General features: G+C 69.0%; 11 protein-coding genes, 1 tRNA gene and 1 pseudogene. 9 read left to right on the top strand and 4 right to left on the bottom strand.

The window, feature by feature from the left end; genetic code table 11:
- Window positions 1-104 precede the first annotated feature (104 nt).
- The 4 genes from yidC to rpmH all read right to left on the bottom strand — a co-directional run bounded on the left by yidC (window position 105) and on the right by rpmH (window position 2,119).
- Window positions 105-1,049 carry a membrane protein insertase YidC gene (gene yidC, locus PWG71_RS18690; protein WP_274811120.1) on the bottom strand — a complete coding sequence of 315 codons (945 nt, stop codon included), beginning with the start codon at window positions 1,047-1,049 and terminating at the stop codon, window positions 105-107.
- Window positions 1,050-1,077: 28 nt separating this feature from the next.
- On the bottom strand, window positions 1,078-1,389 hold the full coding sequence (yidD, locus tag PWG71_RS18685) for a membrane protein insertion efficiency factor YidD (RefSeq protein WP_274811119.1): 312 nt from the start codon (window positions 1,387-1,389) through the stop codon (window positions 1,078-1,080).
- Complete coding sequence (gene rnpA / locus PWG71_RS18680) at window positions 1,386-1,892, bottom strand: ribonuclease P protein component (protein WP_274811118.1); 507 nt, start codon at window positions 1,890-1,892, stop codon at window positions 1,386-1,388. Before rnpA ends, yidD begins: the two co-directional genes overlap by 4 nt.
- An 83-nt stretch (window positions 1,893-1,975) precedes the next feature.
- Window positions 1,976-2,119 carry a 50S ribosomal protein L34 gene (rpmH, locus tag PWG71_RS18675; protein ID WP_013155858.1) on the bottom strand — a complete coding sequence of 48 codons (144 nt, stop codon included), beginning with the start codon at window positions 2,117-2,119 and terminating at the stop codon, window positions 1,976-1,978.
- 803 nt (window positions 2,120-2,922) lie between these two features.
- On the opposite strand from rpmH, the gene dnaA reads away from it, so the two are divergent.
- The 9 genes and pseudogenes from dnaA to PWG71_RS18630 all read left to right on the top strand — a co-directional run bounded on the left by dnaA (window position 2,923) and on the right by PWG71_RS18630 (window position 16,428).
- Window positions 2,923-4,902, top strand: coding sequence for a chromosomal replication initiator protein DnaA (gene dnaA / locus PWG71_RS18670; protein ID WP_446725055.1), 1,980 nt, complete (start codon window positions 2,923-2,925; stop codon window positions 4,900-4,902).
- A gap of 1,503 nt (window positions 4,903-6,405) precedes the next feature.
- Entirely contained in the window at window positions 6,406-7,545 is a 1,140-nt protein-coding gene (gene dnaN, locus PWG71_RS18665) for a DNA polymerase III subunit beta (protein WP_274811116.1), read from the top strand.
- 102 nt (window positions 7,546-7,647) lie between these two features.
- Window positions 7,648-8,562 (top strand): annotated as a pseudogene (gene gnd / locus PWG71_RS18660) (phosphogluconate dehydrogenase (NAD(+)-dependent, decarboxylating)); the annotation flags it as partial.
- Between the two features lie 143 nt (window positions 8,563-8,705).
- Window positions 8,706-9,839, top strand: coding sequence for a DNA replication/repair protein RecF (gene recF / locus PWG71_RS18655; protein ID WP_274811114.1), 1,134 nt, complete (start codon window positions 8,706-8,708; stop codon window positions 9,837-9,839).
- A 79-nt stretch (window positions 9,840-9,918) separates the two neighbouring features.
- Window positions 9,919-10,416, top strand: a complete 498-nt coding sequence (locus PWG71_RS18650; RefSeq protein WP_446725051.1) for a DUF721 domain-containing protein — start codon at window positions 9,919-9,921, stop codon at window positions 10,414-10,416.
- A gap of 479 nt (window positions 10,417-10,895) precedes the next feature.
- Window positions 10,896-12,833: a DNA topoisomerase (ATP-hydrolyzing) subunit B gene (gyrB, locus tag PWG71_RS18645; protein ID WP_274811113.1), complete on the top strand. Its 1,938-nt coding sequence runs from the start codon at window positions 10,896-10,898 to the stop codon at window positions 12,831-12,833.
- A 75-nt stretch (window positions 12,834-12,908) separates the two neighbouring features.
- A complete protein-coding gene (gyrA, locus tag PWG71_RS18640) occupies window positions 12,909-15,503 on the top strand; it encodes a DNA gyrase subunit A (RefSeq protein WP_274811112.1) in 2,595 nt (864 codons plus the stop codon).
- Window positions 15,504-15,606: 103 nt separating this feature from the next.
- Complete coding sequence (locus PWG71_RS18635; RefSeq protein ID WP_274811111.1) at window positions 15,607-16,155, top strand: DUF3566 domain-containing protein; 549 nt, start codon at window positions 15,607-15,609, stop codon at window positions 16,153-16,155.
- Window positions 16,156-16,351: 196 nt separating this feature from the next.
- Window positions 16,352-16,428: transfer RNA gene (locus PWG71_RS18630), tRNA-Ile, on the top strand.
- The last annotated feature ends 152 nt before the right edge of the window (window positions 16,429-16,580 follow it).

Here is a 16,580-nt window from a genome sequence, read left to right as displayed (position 1 = left end):
CCACTGCACCGCTTCCTTCCTCGCTCGATGTCACGGCGTTCCCGTCTCCTGTTCCCGCGATCGGTACGCATCAGGGGCGTCCTCGCCTGCGTACCGCAGCCTCGCTACTGGGATCCGCCCCCGGTGCGCTTGGAGCGAGGCTGCTTCTTCGGCTGCTTGCGTTCGATCTTAGGCTGTTCCGCCGGCGGCGGAGCGGATTCGGGCTGCTTCTTCTTTCGGCCGAGCATGCCCTTGGCGGAACCGTTGGAGGTCTGCGCGCCCTTGGCCTCGACCGGCTCTCCGGGCATCGGCTGGTTCCGGTAGAGGAAGTGCTGCTGCACCATCGTCCACACGTTGGAGGTGACCCAGTAGATGAGCACGCCCACGGGCATCATGAGACCGAAGAGCCCGAAGAGGGGCGCCATGTACATCATGATCTTCTGGGTCTGCATCATCGGGTTGTCGGGCATCTGCACGACGCTGCGCTTCATGCTCTGGCGCATGGTGAGGAACGTCGTGGTGCCCATGATGACGCAGGCCAACGCGATGAAGACCTTGGCCATGATCGGGTTGGTGGAACCGAGGGCCAGGAGCTCCTCGGGGGAGCTGTTGAAGTGGGCCGCGATGGGCGCCTCGAAGACGAGGGCCTGGCGGGCGCTCTCCACCAGCTCTTCGGTGAAGTAGTAGCGGACGTTGCCCTCGGCGACGCTGCGGAGCACGTTGAACAGGGCGAAGAAGACCGGCATCTGCAACAGCAGCGGCAGACAGCCCATGAGCGGGTTGGTGCCGCTCTCCTGGTACAGCTTCATCGACTCCTGCTGGAGCCGTTCCTTGTCGTGCTTGTAGCGTTCCTGGAGCTTGCGCAGCTTGGGCTGAATCTCCTGCATCTTGCGCTGCGTGTTCATCTGTTTGACGAACAACGGCACCATGAGCAGACGCATCAGCATGGTGAGCAGCACGATGGACAGGCCCCACGCCCACCCGCTGTCGGGGTTCAGCCCGACGTAGCCCAGACCCGCGTGGATCTGGACCAATGTCCAGCCGACGATGTTGTAAAGCCAGTCCAGCACCGGCCAACTCCTATGTGCTTCGATTCAGCTACTGGTCCCCGGGAGCATGGCCGGTGGTCCCGGCTCCGCCCGCAGATTCCTCGGACTCCCGAGCCCGGTCCCGCCGTGGCGGGACCGGGTCGAAGCCACCCTTGGTGAAGGGATGGCAGCGGGCGATGCGCCGGATGCCCAGCCACAGCCCGTACAAGGCCCCGTGCACGCGCAAGGCCTCGACGGCGTACGCGCTGCACGAAGGATAGAACCGGCAGACGGGTGGGAGCAGCGGGCTGATGAACCGCTGATAGCCCCGGATGGGGAGGATCAGCGCACGCGCGAACAGCGTCGGTGCGTGTTCGGTCATCGGTCCGTCCACCGTTCTCCGCCCTCGTGTGCGGGGCGGCCGCCTGTCGTCTCGCTCTTCGCCGGTTCCGGCGTCTGCGGTCTCGGGGAACCGCGGCCGCGGCGACGGCGCGAGGCCCCCTTGGGTCGCATCGCCGAGGAGATCGCACCGTCCAGCTGCGCGGCCAGGTCTTCGTGCCGCGCGGTCGCGGCGGAAGGTCTGGCACGCACTACCAGCAGGCTACCGTCCGGCAATTCGGACAGTCGTGGTCGCATCAGGTGACGCAGCCGGCGCTGGACGCGCTTGCGCACCACCGCTCCACCGACCGCCTTGCTCACCACGAAACCGACGCGGGGAGGGGCGGGGGTCTTTTCCGGGAACGCTTCCGGTTCCCCGGTGGTTCCCCGGACGGCGGGCGGTGGGAGGTACACGACACCCAGGTCGTCGCGGGACGCGCGTCGGCCCGAGCGCATGACGGAACCGAACTCGGCGCTATGGCGCATCCGGTTCTTCGGCGACAGCATCGGGCCTCCCCCGGGCTTCCCATGACAAAGGGACCGGCCGGCGGAAGGCCGGACCGGTCCCGAAGAACGTGGGGCTGCGTGGCCTAGTGGCTCACGGTCAGCGCGGCGCGTCCCTTACGGCGACGCGAGGCGATGATGGCGCGACCGGCGCGCGTACGCATGCGCAGCCGGAAGCCGTGGACCTTCGCGCGACGCCGGTTGTTCGGCTGGTACGTACGCTTGCTCACTACTGGCTCCAGGGGCGTGTCAGGAAAGTACTACGACAGGACCCCCAGGATATGCGGGCCCTCAGAGTGCCATGGCCGCGTGCGCACCGGTCGACGGACAGGCGCGGGCAGAATCGTCGGCATAAGCATAAAGAAGATACGACCTGGTTCGGGCGGGGTCAAATCAGACCCTCCGAGCCCGGTGCCGGGTCCCCTCGGGGCGGTCGTCGGCTCCCGGTCCGTGGGGACGAGTCGACAGGGCGACCTGTGGACAGATCGTCATCCACAGGCGTGTGAGACTTCCACAACCCCCCTCCCCTGTGGATAACCTCAGCCTGTGGATAACTCTCCTCTCACCCTTCCCCGTAGCGCCGGCGATGCCGAAGAAACCCTCGCGGACACATTCTGACCTGCCTGTTGTGGATAACTCTGCGTGGAGTCCACAGATCTGCCATCCTGTGGATAACCCTGTGGACAACCTGTGGACAACCGACCGAAGCTGTGGATACCCGTAGGTAGTCAAAGCCTTGCCGGATCGGCGGACCAGCGGGTTTTCCACAGGCCCGTGCGAACCTTCACATCGGGCATACCGCCCACCCTGCCCCGGCACCGTCGCCAGGGGAGGACAATGAAGAGTCCGCCCGCCGCCGACCCCGATCCGGCACGGGCACAGGACTCCGGGGATCCGAGCCGTACCCTCCACCCGTCGCACACGCCCCCGTCCCCTCTCCACTCCGCACGAACAGCTCCGCATCGAAGGGACAGCAACATGGCAGGTCGCTTTGGCTGACGCACAGGTCAACCTCGCAGCGGTCTGGTCCAGCGTGCTGGACGGGATCGACAACGACTCCCTGCCGGCGCATCAGCGCGCCTGGCTGCCCCAGACCCGCCCCTTGGGCCTGATCGAGGACACGGCGCTGATCGCGGCGCCCAACGAGTTCACCAAGAAGGTGCTGGAGAGTCGGCTCTACCCGATGATCAGCAAGGCGCTCTCCGCCCACCTGGGGCGGGAGATCCGGGTCGCGGTGACGGTGGACCCCACCGCGGTGCCCACTCCGCCGCCCCCGCCCGCGGCGCACACCTCCTACGGCCCGCGCGAGACCGAGGACCCCCGTGCCGCCCGGTTCGACCAGGGTCTCCTGGACGGCCCCGAGGGAACGGTCGCGTCGCCCGAGGCCCGTGGTCAGCACGCACGCCCGGAGCCCCCGCGGGAACGCCCCTACCCGGGGGGCCGACACGCCGCCCTGCCGCACGAGCCGGACCTGCTCGGCTCCGGCCCGGACGCCTACGGTCACCCCGCCGACGGCTCCTTCACCCAGGAGGAGATCCAGTACGGCGAGCCCGCGCCCTGGTCGACGTCCGCCGCCCGAGCCTCCTCGGCGTCCCGGGCGCCCGCCCCGCAGCGGCCCCGACGATCCTCTCCCCCGGCCTGGGAACAGTCCGCGGCACCGTCCGAGCCGACCGCGCCCCCCACGGAGCCGTCCTCCTGGGGCCCTGCGACGTGGACCGGCGGCGAGGCCGAATGGGAGCGCCCCAACCGTTGGGAGACCCCGGAGGAGGGTCTCACGGCCCCTCCGGAGGCCCTCCCCGCCCCGCCCCCCACGGCACCCGAGGAATCCGGTGAGGACGACGTCCCCCCGTCCGGCGACGACGACGCGGCGGACGCCCCGGAGGAACCGCGTCCCGCGCCGACGGCCCGGCGACGGGCCCGTTCGGTGTCGGCGCCGTCCTCCCCACCCGGGCGTTCCCCGGAGATCCCACCGGGCGAACACGCGCGGCTCAACCCCAAGTACACCTTCGACACCTTCGTCATAGGCTCCAGCAACCGGTTCGCCCACGCGGCGTCGGTGGCGGCGGCCGAGGCCCCGGCCAAGGCCTACAACCCACTGTTCATCCACGGCGGCTCCGGGCTGGGCAAGACCCACCTGTTGCACGCCATCGGGCACTACACGCACCGGCTCTACGAGGGCTCCCGAGTGCGGTACGTCAGCTCCGAGGAGTTCACCAACGAGTTCATCAACTCGATCCGCGACGGCAAGGCCGACGGCTTCCGTCGCCGGTACCGCGACATCGACGTGCTCCTGGTGGACGACATCCAGTTCCTGGAGAACAAGGAGCAGACGCAGGAGGAGTTCTTCCACACCTTCAACACGCTCCACAACTCCGACAAGCAGATCGTCATCTCCAGCGACCGGCCGCCCAAGCAGCTGACGACGCTGGAGGACCGGATGCGCAGCCGGTTCGAGTGGGGCCTGCTCACCGACGTACAGCCGCCCGAACTGGAGACGCGCATCGCGATCCTGCGGAAGAAGGCGGTGCAGGAGGGTCTGGCCGCGCCACCGGAGGTGCTGGAGTTCATCGCCAGCAAGATCTCCACCAACATCCGGGAGCTGGAGGGCGCGCTGATCCGGGTGACCGCGTTCGCCAGCCTCAACCGGCAGTCGGTGGACCTGGACCTCACCAGTCAGGTGCTGCGCGACCTGGTGCCCGGCGCCGACGTGCCCGAGGTGACCGCCGGGGCGATCATGTCCCAGACCGCGGCCTACTTCGGGTTGACCGTGGAGGACCTGTGCGGGACCTCACGCTCGCGGGTGCTGGTGACCGCCCGGCAGATCGCCATGTACCTCTGCCGGGAGCTGACCGATCTCTCCCTGCCCAAGATCGGGCAGCAGTTCGGCAGGGACCACACGACGGTCATGCACGCCGACCGGAAGGTGCGGGCGCTGATGGCGGAGCGCCGGTCCATCTACAACCAGGTGCACGAGCTCACCAGTCGTATCAAGGACCAGCCGCCCCTGTCCTGACCGCTCATGTGCCCCCGTCACGGACGACATGTCGATGAGCGGTCGTGTCGCCTCGTCTCTTCGGAGACGTATCGACACGACGCCGGTACGGCGGAGGGGCGACCCCGCGGGGTCGCCCCTCCGCCGTACCGGCGTACCTCTCCCCCACCCCTGTTCTCCCCTCCTCCCGTGCCCGCCCCGATCCCTCGTCGTAGGACGGCCCGCGAAAACACGAAGGGCGCACGGGAGGTCAGCGGGGACGTCCCTCCCCTTCTCCCCGGGCCCCTCGCGGAGACAGTCCACAGGGCCGTGGGCGGACACGCGCGGAACCGGGGGTCGTCGACACGTGTCTCCCCCACACCCCCTCGACGGATCGATCCCATCGCCCCCGGGACCCGGCGCGTCTCCGTCCTCCGTCCCGTGCGCCCTTCGACGGCGGGGATCCCCATCCCCTCACCGATCCGTTCCTTCCTGTGCACAACCCCGCGAAGCGGTCCGCACACGTTGTCCACAGGGAGTTATCCACAGGCTGGGTCTCTCCACAGGCGGTTATCCACAGGTTTATGCCCAGGCCCGTCCCGCTTCGAGAACTCGGCGAGGAGTGTCGACCATCGTCACCGAACATGCCTGGACCAGTGGCTTCGCCCCGGTTTCCGGGGCCCGCGCGGCCCTGTTGTCCTTCCCACACCCGGCAGGACAGCCGCTCATGTCAACGCGCGTTGGCACCTTTCCTGTGGACAACTCTGTCCACAGCCTCTTTGTGCAGGTTGGCCGGAAATGTGGAAGGGCCGGAAAAAAAATTTTCGCCGACTCCGACGAAGTTATCCACAGAAGGGGGTCCAAATCTGTGGACAACCCTGTGGATAACCTGTGGATAACCACGCCATCGCTGTGGGTAACCCGGGGTGTTCCTGTGGACAGGGGTGGGGGTCATCGGATCACCAGACCACAGCCGGTTGTGGACAACCTGGGGAGAACCTGTGGACAACCCTGTGGACGAGCTGTGGACAACCTGGGGACGAGTCGATTCATCCACAGGCCGGCCGAGTTGTACACAGGGTCGTCCACAGGCCCTGTGGATAAAAATTCCGGTGTTGACCTGGTAAAACAACGGTTATCCACAGTATCCACAGGCCCTACTACTACTGCGCACCTTCATTAACCCAAGTGTGGCTTCGAAACGGCAACGCGGAAAATCTGTGGACAACTCGCCGTGACCGCCGTGACCCCGGGGCCGGCAGCGGCAGCGGGTGAATCCGGGTAACGTGTGATCTCGCCCCTGTCCTTCGCCGCCCACATCCGAGCGGTGACCCCTACGGGCTCCCGGCCCGGCCGATCCGAGACCGACTCCGACGACGCACCCGGCTCACCTCGCAGGTGTCCACCCCGGTGACGGCATCCGCCACCCACGTCGTCCACAGCCTGTTGACGGCGGCCGACCCGCGACCTCCCACGAGACACCCAAGAGCAGCAACGTTGAGACTTCGGCCGGGCACCCCGGCCGGGCGGAAAGTGAGTCGGCAAGTGAAGTTCCGGGTCGAACGCGACGTACTGGCCGAAGCGGTCGCCTGGACCGCGCGCACACTCCCGACGCGCCCCTCGGTCCCCGTCCTCGTCGGAATCCTGCTGGAGGCGGGCGAGTTCGAGGGCCGTCAGCAGCTGCGCCTGTCCGGCTTCGACTACGAGGTCTCCACGCAGGCCGTCGTGGACGTGGACGTCGAGGAGCCGGGCACGGTCCTGGTCACCGGCAAGCTCCTGTCCGAGATCACCCGCAACCTCCCCGCGCAGCCCGTGGAGGTCGCCACGGACGGCGCCAAGGTCGTGGTCACCGGCGGCAGCGCCAAGTTCACGCTCACCACCATGCCGGTGGAGGACTACCCCACGCTCCCGGAGATGCCCGGTGTGAGCGGGACCGTCGGCAGCGACGCCTTCGCCGCCGCCGTGAGCCAGGTGGCCGTGGCCGCCGGCCGCGACGACACCCTGCCGATGCTCACCGGTGTGCGCGTCGAGATCGAGGGCGAGACCATCACCCTCGCCTCCACCGACCGCTACCGCCTCGCGGTGCGCGAGCTCACCTGGAAGCCCGCCGACCCCGGTCTGTCCGCGGTCGCCCTGGTCCCCGCCAAGACGCTCCACGACACCGCCAAGTCGCTGACCTCCGGCGCCGAGGTCTCCATCGCGCTCTCCGGAAGCGACACCGGCGAGGGCATGATCGGGTTCGAGGGCGGCGGCCGACGCACCACCAGCCGCCTGCTCGACGGCGAGTTCCCCAAGTACCGCGCCCTGCTGCCGGATACCTTCAACTCCGTCGCGGAGGTCTCCCGCTCCGAGTTCGTGGAGGCCGTGAAGCGCGTCTCCCTGGTCGCCGAACGCAACACCCCGCTGCGGCTCTCCTTCACCCCGGGCCGTCTGGTCCTGGAGGCCGGCACCGGTGAGGAGGCCCAGGCGGTCGAGGTCCTGGAGGCCGAGTTGGAGGGCGACGACATCCAGATCGCGTTCAACTCCGGTTACCTGCTCGACGGTCTCGGCGCCATCGGCACCGACGTGGCCCGACTGAACTTCACCACCTCCACGCGGCCGTCGATCCTGACCGGGAAGCCGGCCGCCGAAGGCACGGACCCCGAATACCGCTACCTGATCATGCCGGTACGACAGCCGAACTGATCCGGGTCGCCCGGTCCGGTCCCCGACACGTTCGAACGGGCCGGGCCGTTCGGGGTCCACGATCCACGGTCCGAAGAATCCGTCCACAGGCGGCGCACAAGGGGGAGCGAGAGCATGCAGCTCGGAATGGTCGGCCTCGGGAAGATGGGCGGCAACATGGCCGCCCGGCTCCGCGAGAAGGGGCACGAGGTCGTCGGCTACGACGTCGTCTCCCCCGAGCGCGACGTCGACGACCTCGCGTCCCTGGTGGACCGTCTGGCCGCCCCCCGGGTGATCTGGGTGATGGTCCCCGCCGGGGAGCCCACCGAGTCCACCATCACCGAGCTGGCCGGCCTCCTCCAGGAGGGCGACCTCGTCATCGAGGGCGGCAACACCCACTACGTCGCCGACCGTCCCCGCGCCGACCTCCTGGCCGCCAAGGGCATCGGCTACATCGACGCCGGCGTCAGCGGCGGCGTCTGGGGGCGCCAGAACGGTTACGGGATCATGGTGGGCGGCGAGGCCGCCGACATCGAGCGGGCCCGGCCGGTCTTCGACTCCCTCACCCCCGACGTGGGCGGCGGCTTCGTGCACGCCGGCCCCATCGGCGCGGGCCACTTCGTCAAGATGGTCCACAACGGCATCGAGTACGGCATGATGCAGGCCTTCGGCGAGGGCTTCGAGCTCATGGCGGCCTCCGGCATCGTCGACGACGTCCCCGGCACGTTCGAGAGCTGGCGCGAGGGCACGGTGGTGCGCTCCTGGCTGCTCGACCTGCTCTCCCGGGCGCTGGAGGAGGACCCGGGGCTGGAGGGGCTGCGCGGTTACGCCCAGGACTCCGGCGAGGGCCGCTGGACGGTGCAGGCCGCCGTCGACCTGGCGGTGCCCGCACCGGCCATCACCGCGGCGCTCTTCGCCCGGTTCGCCTCCCGCCAGGACGACAGCCCGTCGATGAAGGTCGTCGCGGCGCTGCGCAACCAGTTCGGCGGCCACGCGGTCACCAAGGCCGACGGCGCCACCAACGCCGACCAGGCCTGATCCACCGTCGCCGATCGGTCCCGGCCCCCGTCCGGGGTCGGGACGCGATCCGGGGCGTGCGGTCCGCGCCCCCGCCGCGGACCCGCCCTCCGCCTCACCCCTCCCACCGTCTCGTCCGCTCCCCTGACCAGGAGGAAGGCCGGATGTACGTCTCCCATCTGCAACTGGCCGACTTCCGTTCCTACACCGAGGCCCTCGTGGAGCTGGAGCCCGGTGTGAGCGTGTTCGTCGGCGCCAACGGCCAAGGCAAGACCAACCTGGTCGAGGCCATCGGTTACGTGGCCACGCTCGGCAGTCACCGCGTCTCCTCCGACACTCCGCTGGTACGCCAGGGGGCGGCCCGCGCCATCGTGCGGGCCCGGGTGGTGCGCGACGACCGGGACATGCTGGTCGACCTGGAGCTCAACCCGGGACGAGCGAACCGGGCCCGGATCAACCGGGCGGCCGCCGGGCGGCCGCGCGACGTCCTGGGGATCCTGCGCACGGTGCTCTTCGCCCCGGAGGACCTGTCCCTGGTCAAGGGCGACCCGGGTGAGCGGCGTCGGTTCCTCGACGATCTCCTGGTCTCCCGGTCCCCCCGGATGGCCGGGGTGCGCTCCGACTACGACCGTGTCCTCAAGCAGCGCAACGCCCTGCTGAAGTCGGCGTCGGGACGGATGTTCCGACAGCGTTCGGCGCCCGACCTGAGCACGCTGGAGGTGTGGGACGCCCACCTGGCCGAGATCGGCGCGGAGCTGCTCTCCGCCCGACTGGGTCTGGTCGAGGAGCTGCGGCCGCTGGTCGACGCGTCCTACGCCGGGCTCACCGATTCCGGCGGTCCGGCGGTGCCCTCCTATCGGAGCCCGCTCGCGGCCGAGGGGGAGGAACCCCCGCACGACCGCGCCCGACTCGCGGAGGCCCTGCGGTCGGCCATGGTCGAGCAGCGGGACCGCGAACTCCAGCGCGGGGTGAGCCTGGTGGGCCCGCACCGCGACGACCTGTTCCTGGAACTCGGCGGGCTGCCCGCCAAGGGATACGCCAGCCAGGGTGAGTCGTGGTCGTACGCGCTCTCGCTCAAGTTGGCGGCGTTCGACCTGCTGCGGGCGGACGGCGACGACCCGGTGCTCATCCTCGACGACGTGTTCGCGGAGCTGGACACCGAACGCCGGCGCCGGCTGGCCGAGCGGGTCCGCGGCGCGGAACAGGTCCTGGTGACGGCGGCGGTCGCCGACGACATCCCCAAAGAACTGGACGGCGCCCGGTTCGGGGTGCGCGAGGGGACGGTCGCCGGTGAGTGAGGGTCATCCACAGCCTGTGGATCCCCGGCGGGGATCCGGCCTGTCCGATCCCGGTTCCGCGATCCGTCGTCCACAGCCTGTGGACGGCCTCGGCGCCGAAGCCCCGTCGGCTCCTTCCCCACCCTCCAAGCCCTCCACGCCTTCCGCGCCCCCGGCGGCCTCCGGCGCCGACCTCGCCCGGCAGGCACTGGCGCGGGCCCGCGCCGAGGCCCGGGACCGCGGCGCGGTGCCCCGGGGCTCCGGCCCGCGCAAGCGTGGCCGGTTGCGGTCACGCAACGAGCCGCAGATGTTCGGCGACGCCGTGCGCACCTGGCTGGTCGAGCACGGCTGGCAGGAACAGGTGCGGATCGGCGGCGTGTTCGGCCGCTGGTCGGAGATCGTCGGGGAGTTCAACGCCCGCCGGTTGCGTCCGGAGAGTTACGCGGAGGGCGAGCTGGTCCTGGTGGCGGATTCGCCGACCATGGCGGCCCACGCGCGCTCCATGGTCCGGGACCTGATGCGACGGATCAACGAGGAGCTGGGCGAGGGCACCGTCGTCTCCATCAAGGTCAAGGGGCCCGGTTCTCGCCGGCGCTGAGCCCTTCCGGTCGATGCCCGGCACGGCCCCCATCGTCCACAGGCTGTGGATATCCCCAGGTGGGTGCGGTTGTGGTGGGGCGTGTGGGGGAGGTGCCCCGTGGTGTTCACCGGTGTGACCGGGTGGGCGGGAGCGAACCGGAACCGAACCTCTCCCAAGGCATCTGAAGTGCTCCCGGAACCCCGAGAAGCCCCTCCCGCGTGTAGGGACCCGTCTCCCTCCCCGAACGTTCGTTGTGATGCGGCACAGGGGTCGCCAATGCCACTTTGTCGTACCGCGCGGGGTATCATGGAAGCGGTTCTTCAGACGTCTGTAGCCGGTATCACGCCCCCAAGAGAGGGTGGGCGGACGGACCGAGCGGCGAACGGTGATCTCCCAGGTGTCGCGGCATGCCGCCCCTTGTGATCCCCATGCCCTCGGCCGGCCGCCGTCCGCTCGGCCGAAGCCGGCAGTCGTCCCCAGCAGGAGGGTGTACCCACTTGGCCTACGACGCTCGATCAATCACGGTTCTGGAGGGGCTTGAGGCGGTCCGCAAGCGCCCCGGAATGTACATCGGTTCCACCGGGGAGCGGGGCCTGCACCACCTGGTCTACGAGGTGGTCGACAACTCCGTCGACGAGGCGCTGGCGGGGCACGCCGACGCCATCGAGGTGACCCTGCTGGCCGACGGCGGTGTGCGGGTGGCCGACAACGGCCGCGGCATCCCCATCGACATGCACCCGGTGGAGAAACGGCCCGCCGTCGAGGTCGTCCTCACCACGCTGCACGCGGGCGGCAAGTTCGACGGCAAGTCCTACGCCGTCTCCGGTGGTCTGCACGGCGTCGGCGTCTCCGTCGTCAACGCGCTGTCCACCGCCCTGGACGTCGAGATCCGGCGGGACGGTCACGTCTGGCGCCAGCACTACGAGATGACCGCGCCCACCGAGGCGCTCATCCAGGGTGAGGCCACCGACGAGACCGGCACCCAGATCACCTTCTGGGCCGACGGCTCGATCTTCGAGACCACCACGTTCTCCTACGAGACGCTGGCCCGGCGCATGCAGGAGATGGCCTTCCTCAACAAGGGGCTGTCCATCACCCTCCGCGACGAGCGGCCCGAGCACACCGACGGCGGCCCCACCGTCGACACCTTCCACTACGAGGACGGCCTGGCCGACTTCGTCAAGCACATCAACGCCAAGAAGGAACCGGCGCACGCCTCCATCATCTCCTTCGAGGAGGACGGCGAGGGGATCTCGGCCGAGATCGCCATGCAGTGGAACCAGTCGTACACCTCCTCCGTGCACACCTTCGCCAACACCATCAACACGGCGGAGGGCGGCACGCACGAGGAGGGCTTCCGGTCGGCGCTGACCACGCTCGTCAACCGGTACGCCCGCGACCAGAAGCTGCTGCGGGAGAAAGAGGACAACCTCACCGGCGACGACATCCGTGAGGGCCTCACCGCCATCATCTCGGTCAAGCTCGCCGAACCCCAGTTCGAGGGTCAGACCAAGACGAAGCTCGGCAACACCGAGGCCAAGTCCTTCGTCCAGAAGGTCACCAACGAGCACCTGCGCGACTGGTTCGAGCGCAACCCCGGCGAGGCCAAGGACATCGTGTCCAAGGCCAGCCAGGCCGCCCGCGCCCGCATCGCCGCCCGCCAGGCCCGTGACCTCACCCGGCGCAAGACCCTCCTGGAGTCCACCTCCCTCCCCGGCAAGCTGTCCGACTGCCAGTCGACGAACCCGGAGGAGTGCGAGGTCTACATCGTCGAGGGCGACTCGGCCGGTGGCTCCGCCAAGGGCGGCCGCAACCCGCACAACCAGGCCATCCTGCCCATCCGCGGCAAGATCCTGAACGTCGAGAAGTCCCGCATCGACCGCATCCTCAAGAACAACGAGGTCCAGGCGATCATCACCGCCCTGGGCACCGGCATCCACGAGGAGTTCGACGCCGAGAAGCTGCGGTACCACAAGATCATCCTGATGGCCGACGCCGACGTCGACGGCCAGCACATCCGCACCCTGCTGCTCACGCTGCTGTTCCGCTTCATGAAGCCGCTGGTGGAGCTCGGCCACGTCTACCTGGCCCAGCCGCCGCTGTACAAGATCAAGTGGGACCAGCGCGGCTCCGACGCCGGTTACGCCTTCTCCGACGCCGAGCGCGACCGCATCATCGAGGCCGGCATGGCCGCCGGCAGGAAGGACCCGCGCCCGCGCGACATGGTCCAGCGGTTCAAGGGTCTGGGCGAGATGAACGCCGGCGAGCTGTGGGACACCACCATGGACCCCGACCGACGTGTCCTCCTCCAGATCAGCCTGGAGGACGCCGCTCAGGCCGACGACATGTTCAGCGTGCTCATGGGCGAGGACGTCGAGTCCCGACGCGCCTTCATCCAGCGCAACGCCAAGGACGTCCGCTTCCTGGACATCTAGGGACCAGGCCCGGGGCCGGCGGCCCCGGGCAGCGAACCGAGCTCAACCGAAGCTTCGTAGAAGGGATCGACATCCGTGACGGATGCGAACAACCCGGACGCCCCTGAGGGAGCGGACTCCGCCCTGGACGCCCCCCAGCGCATCACCGACCGCATCGAACCGGTCGACATCCAGGTCGAGATGCAGCGCAGCTACCTCGACTACGCGATGTCGGTCATCGTGGGTCGCGCCCTGCCCGACGTCCGTGACGGTCTCAAGCCCGTCCACCAGCGCGTGCTGTACGCGATGTACGACGGCGGCTACCGCCCCGACCGCGGGTTCTTCAAGTGCGCCCGCGTCGTCGGCGACGTGATGGGCAACTACCACCCCCACGGTGACAGCGCCATCTACGACACCCTGGTCCGACTGGCCCAGTGGTGGTCCATGCGGATGCCGCTGGTCGACCCCAACGGCAACTTCGGCTCCCCGGGCAACGACCCGGCCGCCGCCATGCGCTACACCGAGTGCAAGCTCGCGCCGCTGGCCATGGAGATGCTCCGGGACATCGAGAAGGAGACCGTCGACTTCCGGCCCAACTACGACGGCCGCTCCTCCGAGCCCGTCGTGCTCCCCGCCCGTTTCCCGAACCTGCTGGTCAACGGTTCCTCGGGGATCGCTGTGGGCATGGCCACCAACATCCCGCCGCACAACCTGCGCGAGGTGGCCGAGGGCGTCTACTGGTACCTCGAAAACCACGAGACCTCCGACGAGGAACTGCTCGACGCGCTCATCGAACGCGTCAAGGGCCCCGACTTCCCGACCCGCGGCCTGATCGTCGGCAAGCGCGGCATCGAGGAGGCCTACCGGACCGGGCGCGGCTCCATCACCATGCGCGCCGTGGTCGAGGTCGAGGAGGACAACCGGGGCCGCCAGACCCTGGTCGTCACCGAGCTGCCCTACCAGGTCAACCCGGACAACCTCGCGCTGAAGATCGCCGACCTGGTCAAGGACGGCAAGATCAACGGCATCGCCGACGTGCGCGACGAGAGCAGCGGCCGCACCGGTCAGCGCCTGGTCATCGTGCTCAAGCGCGACGCCGTCGCCAAGGTCGTCCTCAACAACCTGTACAAGCACACCCAGCTCCAGGAGACCTTCGGCGCCAACATGCTGGCGCTGGTCGACGGGGTGCCGCGCACCCTGCGCCTGGACCAGATGATCCGGCACTGGGTCAAGCACCAGGTCGAGGTCATCGTCCGGCGCACCCGGTACCTGCTGCGCAAGGCCGAGGAGCGCGCCCACATCCTGCGCGCGCTGCTCAAGGCCATGGACCGCATCGACGAGGTCATCGCCCTCATCCGGTCCAGTGCGTCCGCCGACGAGGCGCGCACCGGTCTCATGGGGCTGCTGGACATCGACGACGTCCAGGCCCGCGCCATCCTCGACATGCAGCTGCGCAAGCTCGCGGCCCTGGAGCGCAACCAGCTCACCTCCGAGTACGACGAGCTGATGGCGCAGATCACCGACTACAACGACATCCTGGAGTCGGACGTCCGCCAGCGCACCATCATCCGCCAGGAGCTGGGCGAGATCGTCGACAAGTACGGCGACGAGCGGCGCACGCACATCATCCCGTTCGAGGGTGACATGCGCATGGAGGACTTCATCGCGGAGGAGGACGTGGTCGTCACGATCACCCGCGGTGGGTACGCCAAGCGCACGCGCATCGACAACTACCGGGCGCAGAAGCGCGGCGGCAAGGGCGTGCGCGGGGCCCAGCTCAAGCAGGACGACATCGTCCAGCACTTCTTCGTCACCACCACCCACCACTGGATCCTGTGCTTCACCAACCAGGGCCGGGTGTACCGGACGAAGGCCTACGAGCTGCCCGAGGCCGCCCGCGACGCGCGCGGCCAGCACGTGGCCAACCTCCTGCCGTTCCAGCCGGGCGAGGAGATCGCGCAGATCATGGCGCTGCGCGACTACGAGGCCGCGCCGTACCTGGTCCTGGCCACCCGTGAGGGCCTGGTCAAGAAGTCCCGCCTGGAGGACTTCGACTCGGCGCGCGCGGCCGGCATCATCGCGATCAACCTCCGCGAGGGCGACGAGCTGATCGCCGCCCGCCTGGTCTTCGGCGACGACGACCTGCTGCTCATCTCCAGTGACGCCCAGGCGATCCGGTTCCCGGCCTCCGACGAGTCCCTGCGTCCCATGGGCCGGGCCACCAGCGGTGTGATCGGTATGCGCTTCCTCGAAGGCGACTACCTGCTGAGCATGGACGTCATCCGGCCCGGCGACGGGTCCACCGACGTCCTGGTCGCCACGGAGAACGGCTACGCCAAGCGCACCCCGTCCGACCAGTACCCGCTGCAGAACCGCGGCGGCAAGGGCGTGCTGACCGCCAAGGTCGTCGAGATGCGCGGCAAGCTGGTGGGCGCGCTCATGGTCGACCCGGGGATCGACGAGGTCTTCGCGATCACCTCCGCCGGCGGGGTCATCCGCACCGGCGCGGCCGAGGTCAAGCAGTCCGGCCGCACCACCATGGGCGTTCGGCTGATGAACCTGAACAAGGGCAACAAGATCGTCGCGATCGCCCGTAACGCCGAGGCCGGTGACGACGAGGAGGGGCTTGAGGACGCCGCCGACGACACGGTCATCGACACGGTCGCGGCCGAAGGCGAACCCGAGGCCTAGACTGCGCGTTAAGTCCCGATAGGACCCGTGGGGGGACGTCACCCCCACGGGTCCCGGTCGCTCAACCACCCGCTCTCAAGGAAAGTCCAGCGGTAACGTTTCTATGTCTGACAACCAGCGGAACACCACCACGAACGACACCGCTCCCGCAGGGGACGTGGAGACGACCGACGCGGCCCCCACGGGCGACGGAGAGGCGACCACCATGACGGAGACCCCGGGCGACGGTACGGCGCACAAGGACGGGGGCGCGGTCAAGGCCACCCTCAGCAGCCGCAAGGCGCACCTGACGGTCTCCCGCGTGGAGCCGTGGTCGGTGATGAAGTTCAGCTTCGTCGTCTCCCTGGTGTGCTTCATCATCCTGTTCGTCGCGGTGGCGGTGATCTACGCGACCCTGTCGATGCTGGGCGTGTTCGACGAGCTGACCAACATGATCAACGCGCTGCTGGAGGGCGACGGCGACGGCGACGGCGAACTCGGCCTCAACCCGGCGGCGTGGTTCTCGCCCGGCCGCGTGCTCGGGTACACGGGTGTCGTCGGCGCGCTGAACATCGTGCTCATCACCGCTCTGTCCACGGTGGGCGCCATGGTCTACAACCTGGTCGCCGACCTCGTGGGCGGCCTCGACGTCACGCTGTCCGAGGCCGAGTAGGAAACGGCTCCGCGTGCGGGCCCGGACCCGTCGGGGTCCGGGCCCGCACGCGTCGCGAGAGCGGTCCGGAGCACTCCCGGAGACCGGTAAAATCGAAGGTGAAGAGGGACGCGCGAGCCGCGTCCCGACTCCCGTCCGCACCCGGTAACCGGTTCGCCCCGGTCCATCGGATGCGGTAGAGTTCCACTCGGAACGAGGGCGTATAGCTCAGTCGGTTAGAGCGCATCCCTGATAAGGATGAGGCCCCAGGTTCAAGTCCTGGTACGCCCACCAGTCAAAAGACCCACCAGATCACTGGTGGGTCTTTTGCGTACAGCGGCGAAGTACCGCCCGCACGCCGGGGGCGGGCCCGGGCGTCCGCGCCCACACGGACGGCCAAGAAAAGCTCGCGAACGCGGTGGCGGTCCACCCCGGCGGCACGCGGC

The sequence above is a fragment of the Nocardiopsis sp. N85 genome (genome assembly GCF_028882275.1).
Classification (GTDB): domain Bacteria; phylum Actinomycetota; class Actinomycetes; order Streptosporangiales; family Streptosporangiaceae; genus Nocardiopsis; species Nocardiopsis lambiniae.
This window is presented reverse-complemented; position numbering and strand designations above follow the sequence as displayed.

Bases quoted from the DNA above. Each gene is read 5' to 3' on its own strand.
- yidD (WP_274811119.1), bottom strand. From the start codon at position 1,389: ATGACCGAACACGCACCGACGCTGTTCGCGCGTGCGCTGATCCTCCCC.
- rnpA (WP_274811118.1), bottom strand. From the start codon at position 1,892: ATGCTGTCGCCGAAGAACCGGATGCGCCATAGCGCCGAGTTCGGTTCC.
- recF (WP_274811114.1), top strand. From the start codon at position 8,706: ATGTACGTCTCCCATCTGCAACTGGCCGACTTCCGTTCCTACACCGAG.
- PWG71_RS18635 (WP_274811111.1), top strand. From the start codon at position 15,607: ATGTCTGACAACCAGCGGAACACCACCACGAACGACACCGCTCCCGCA.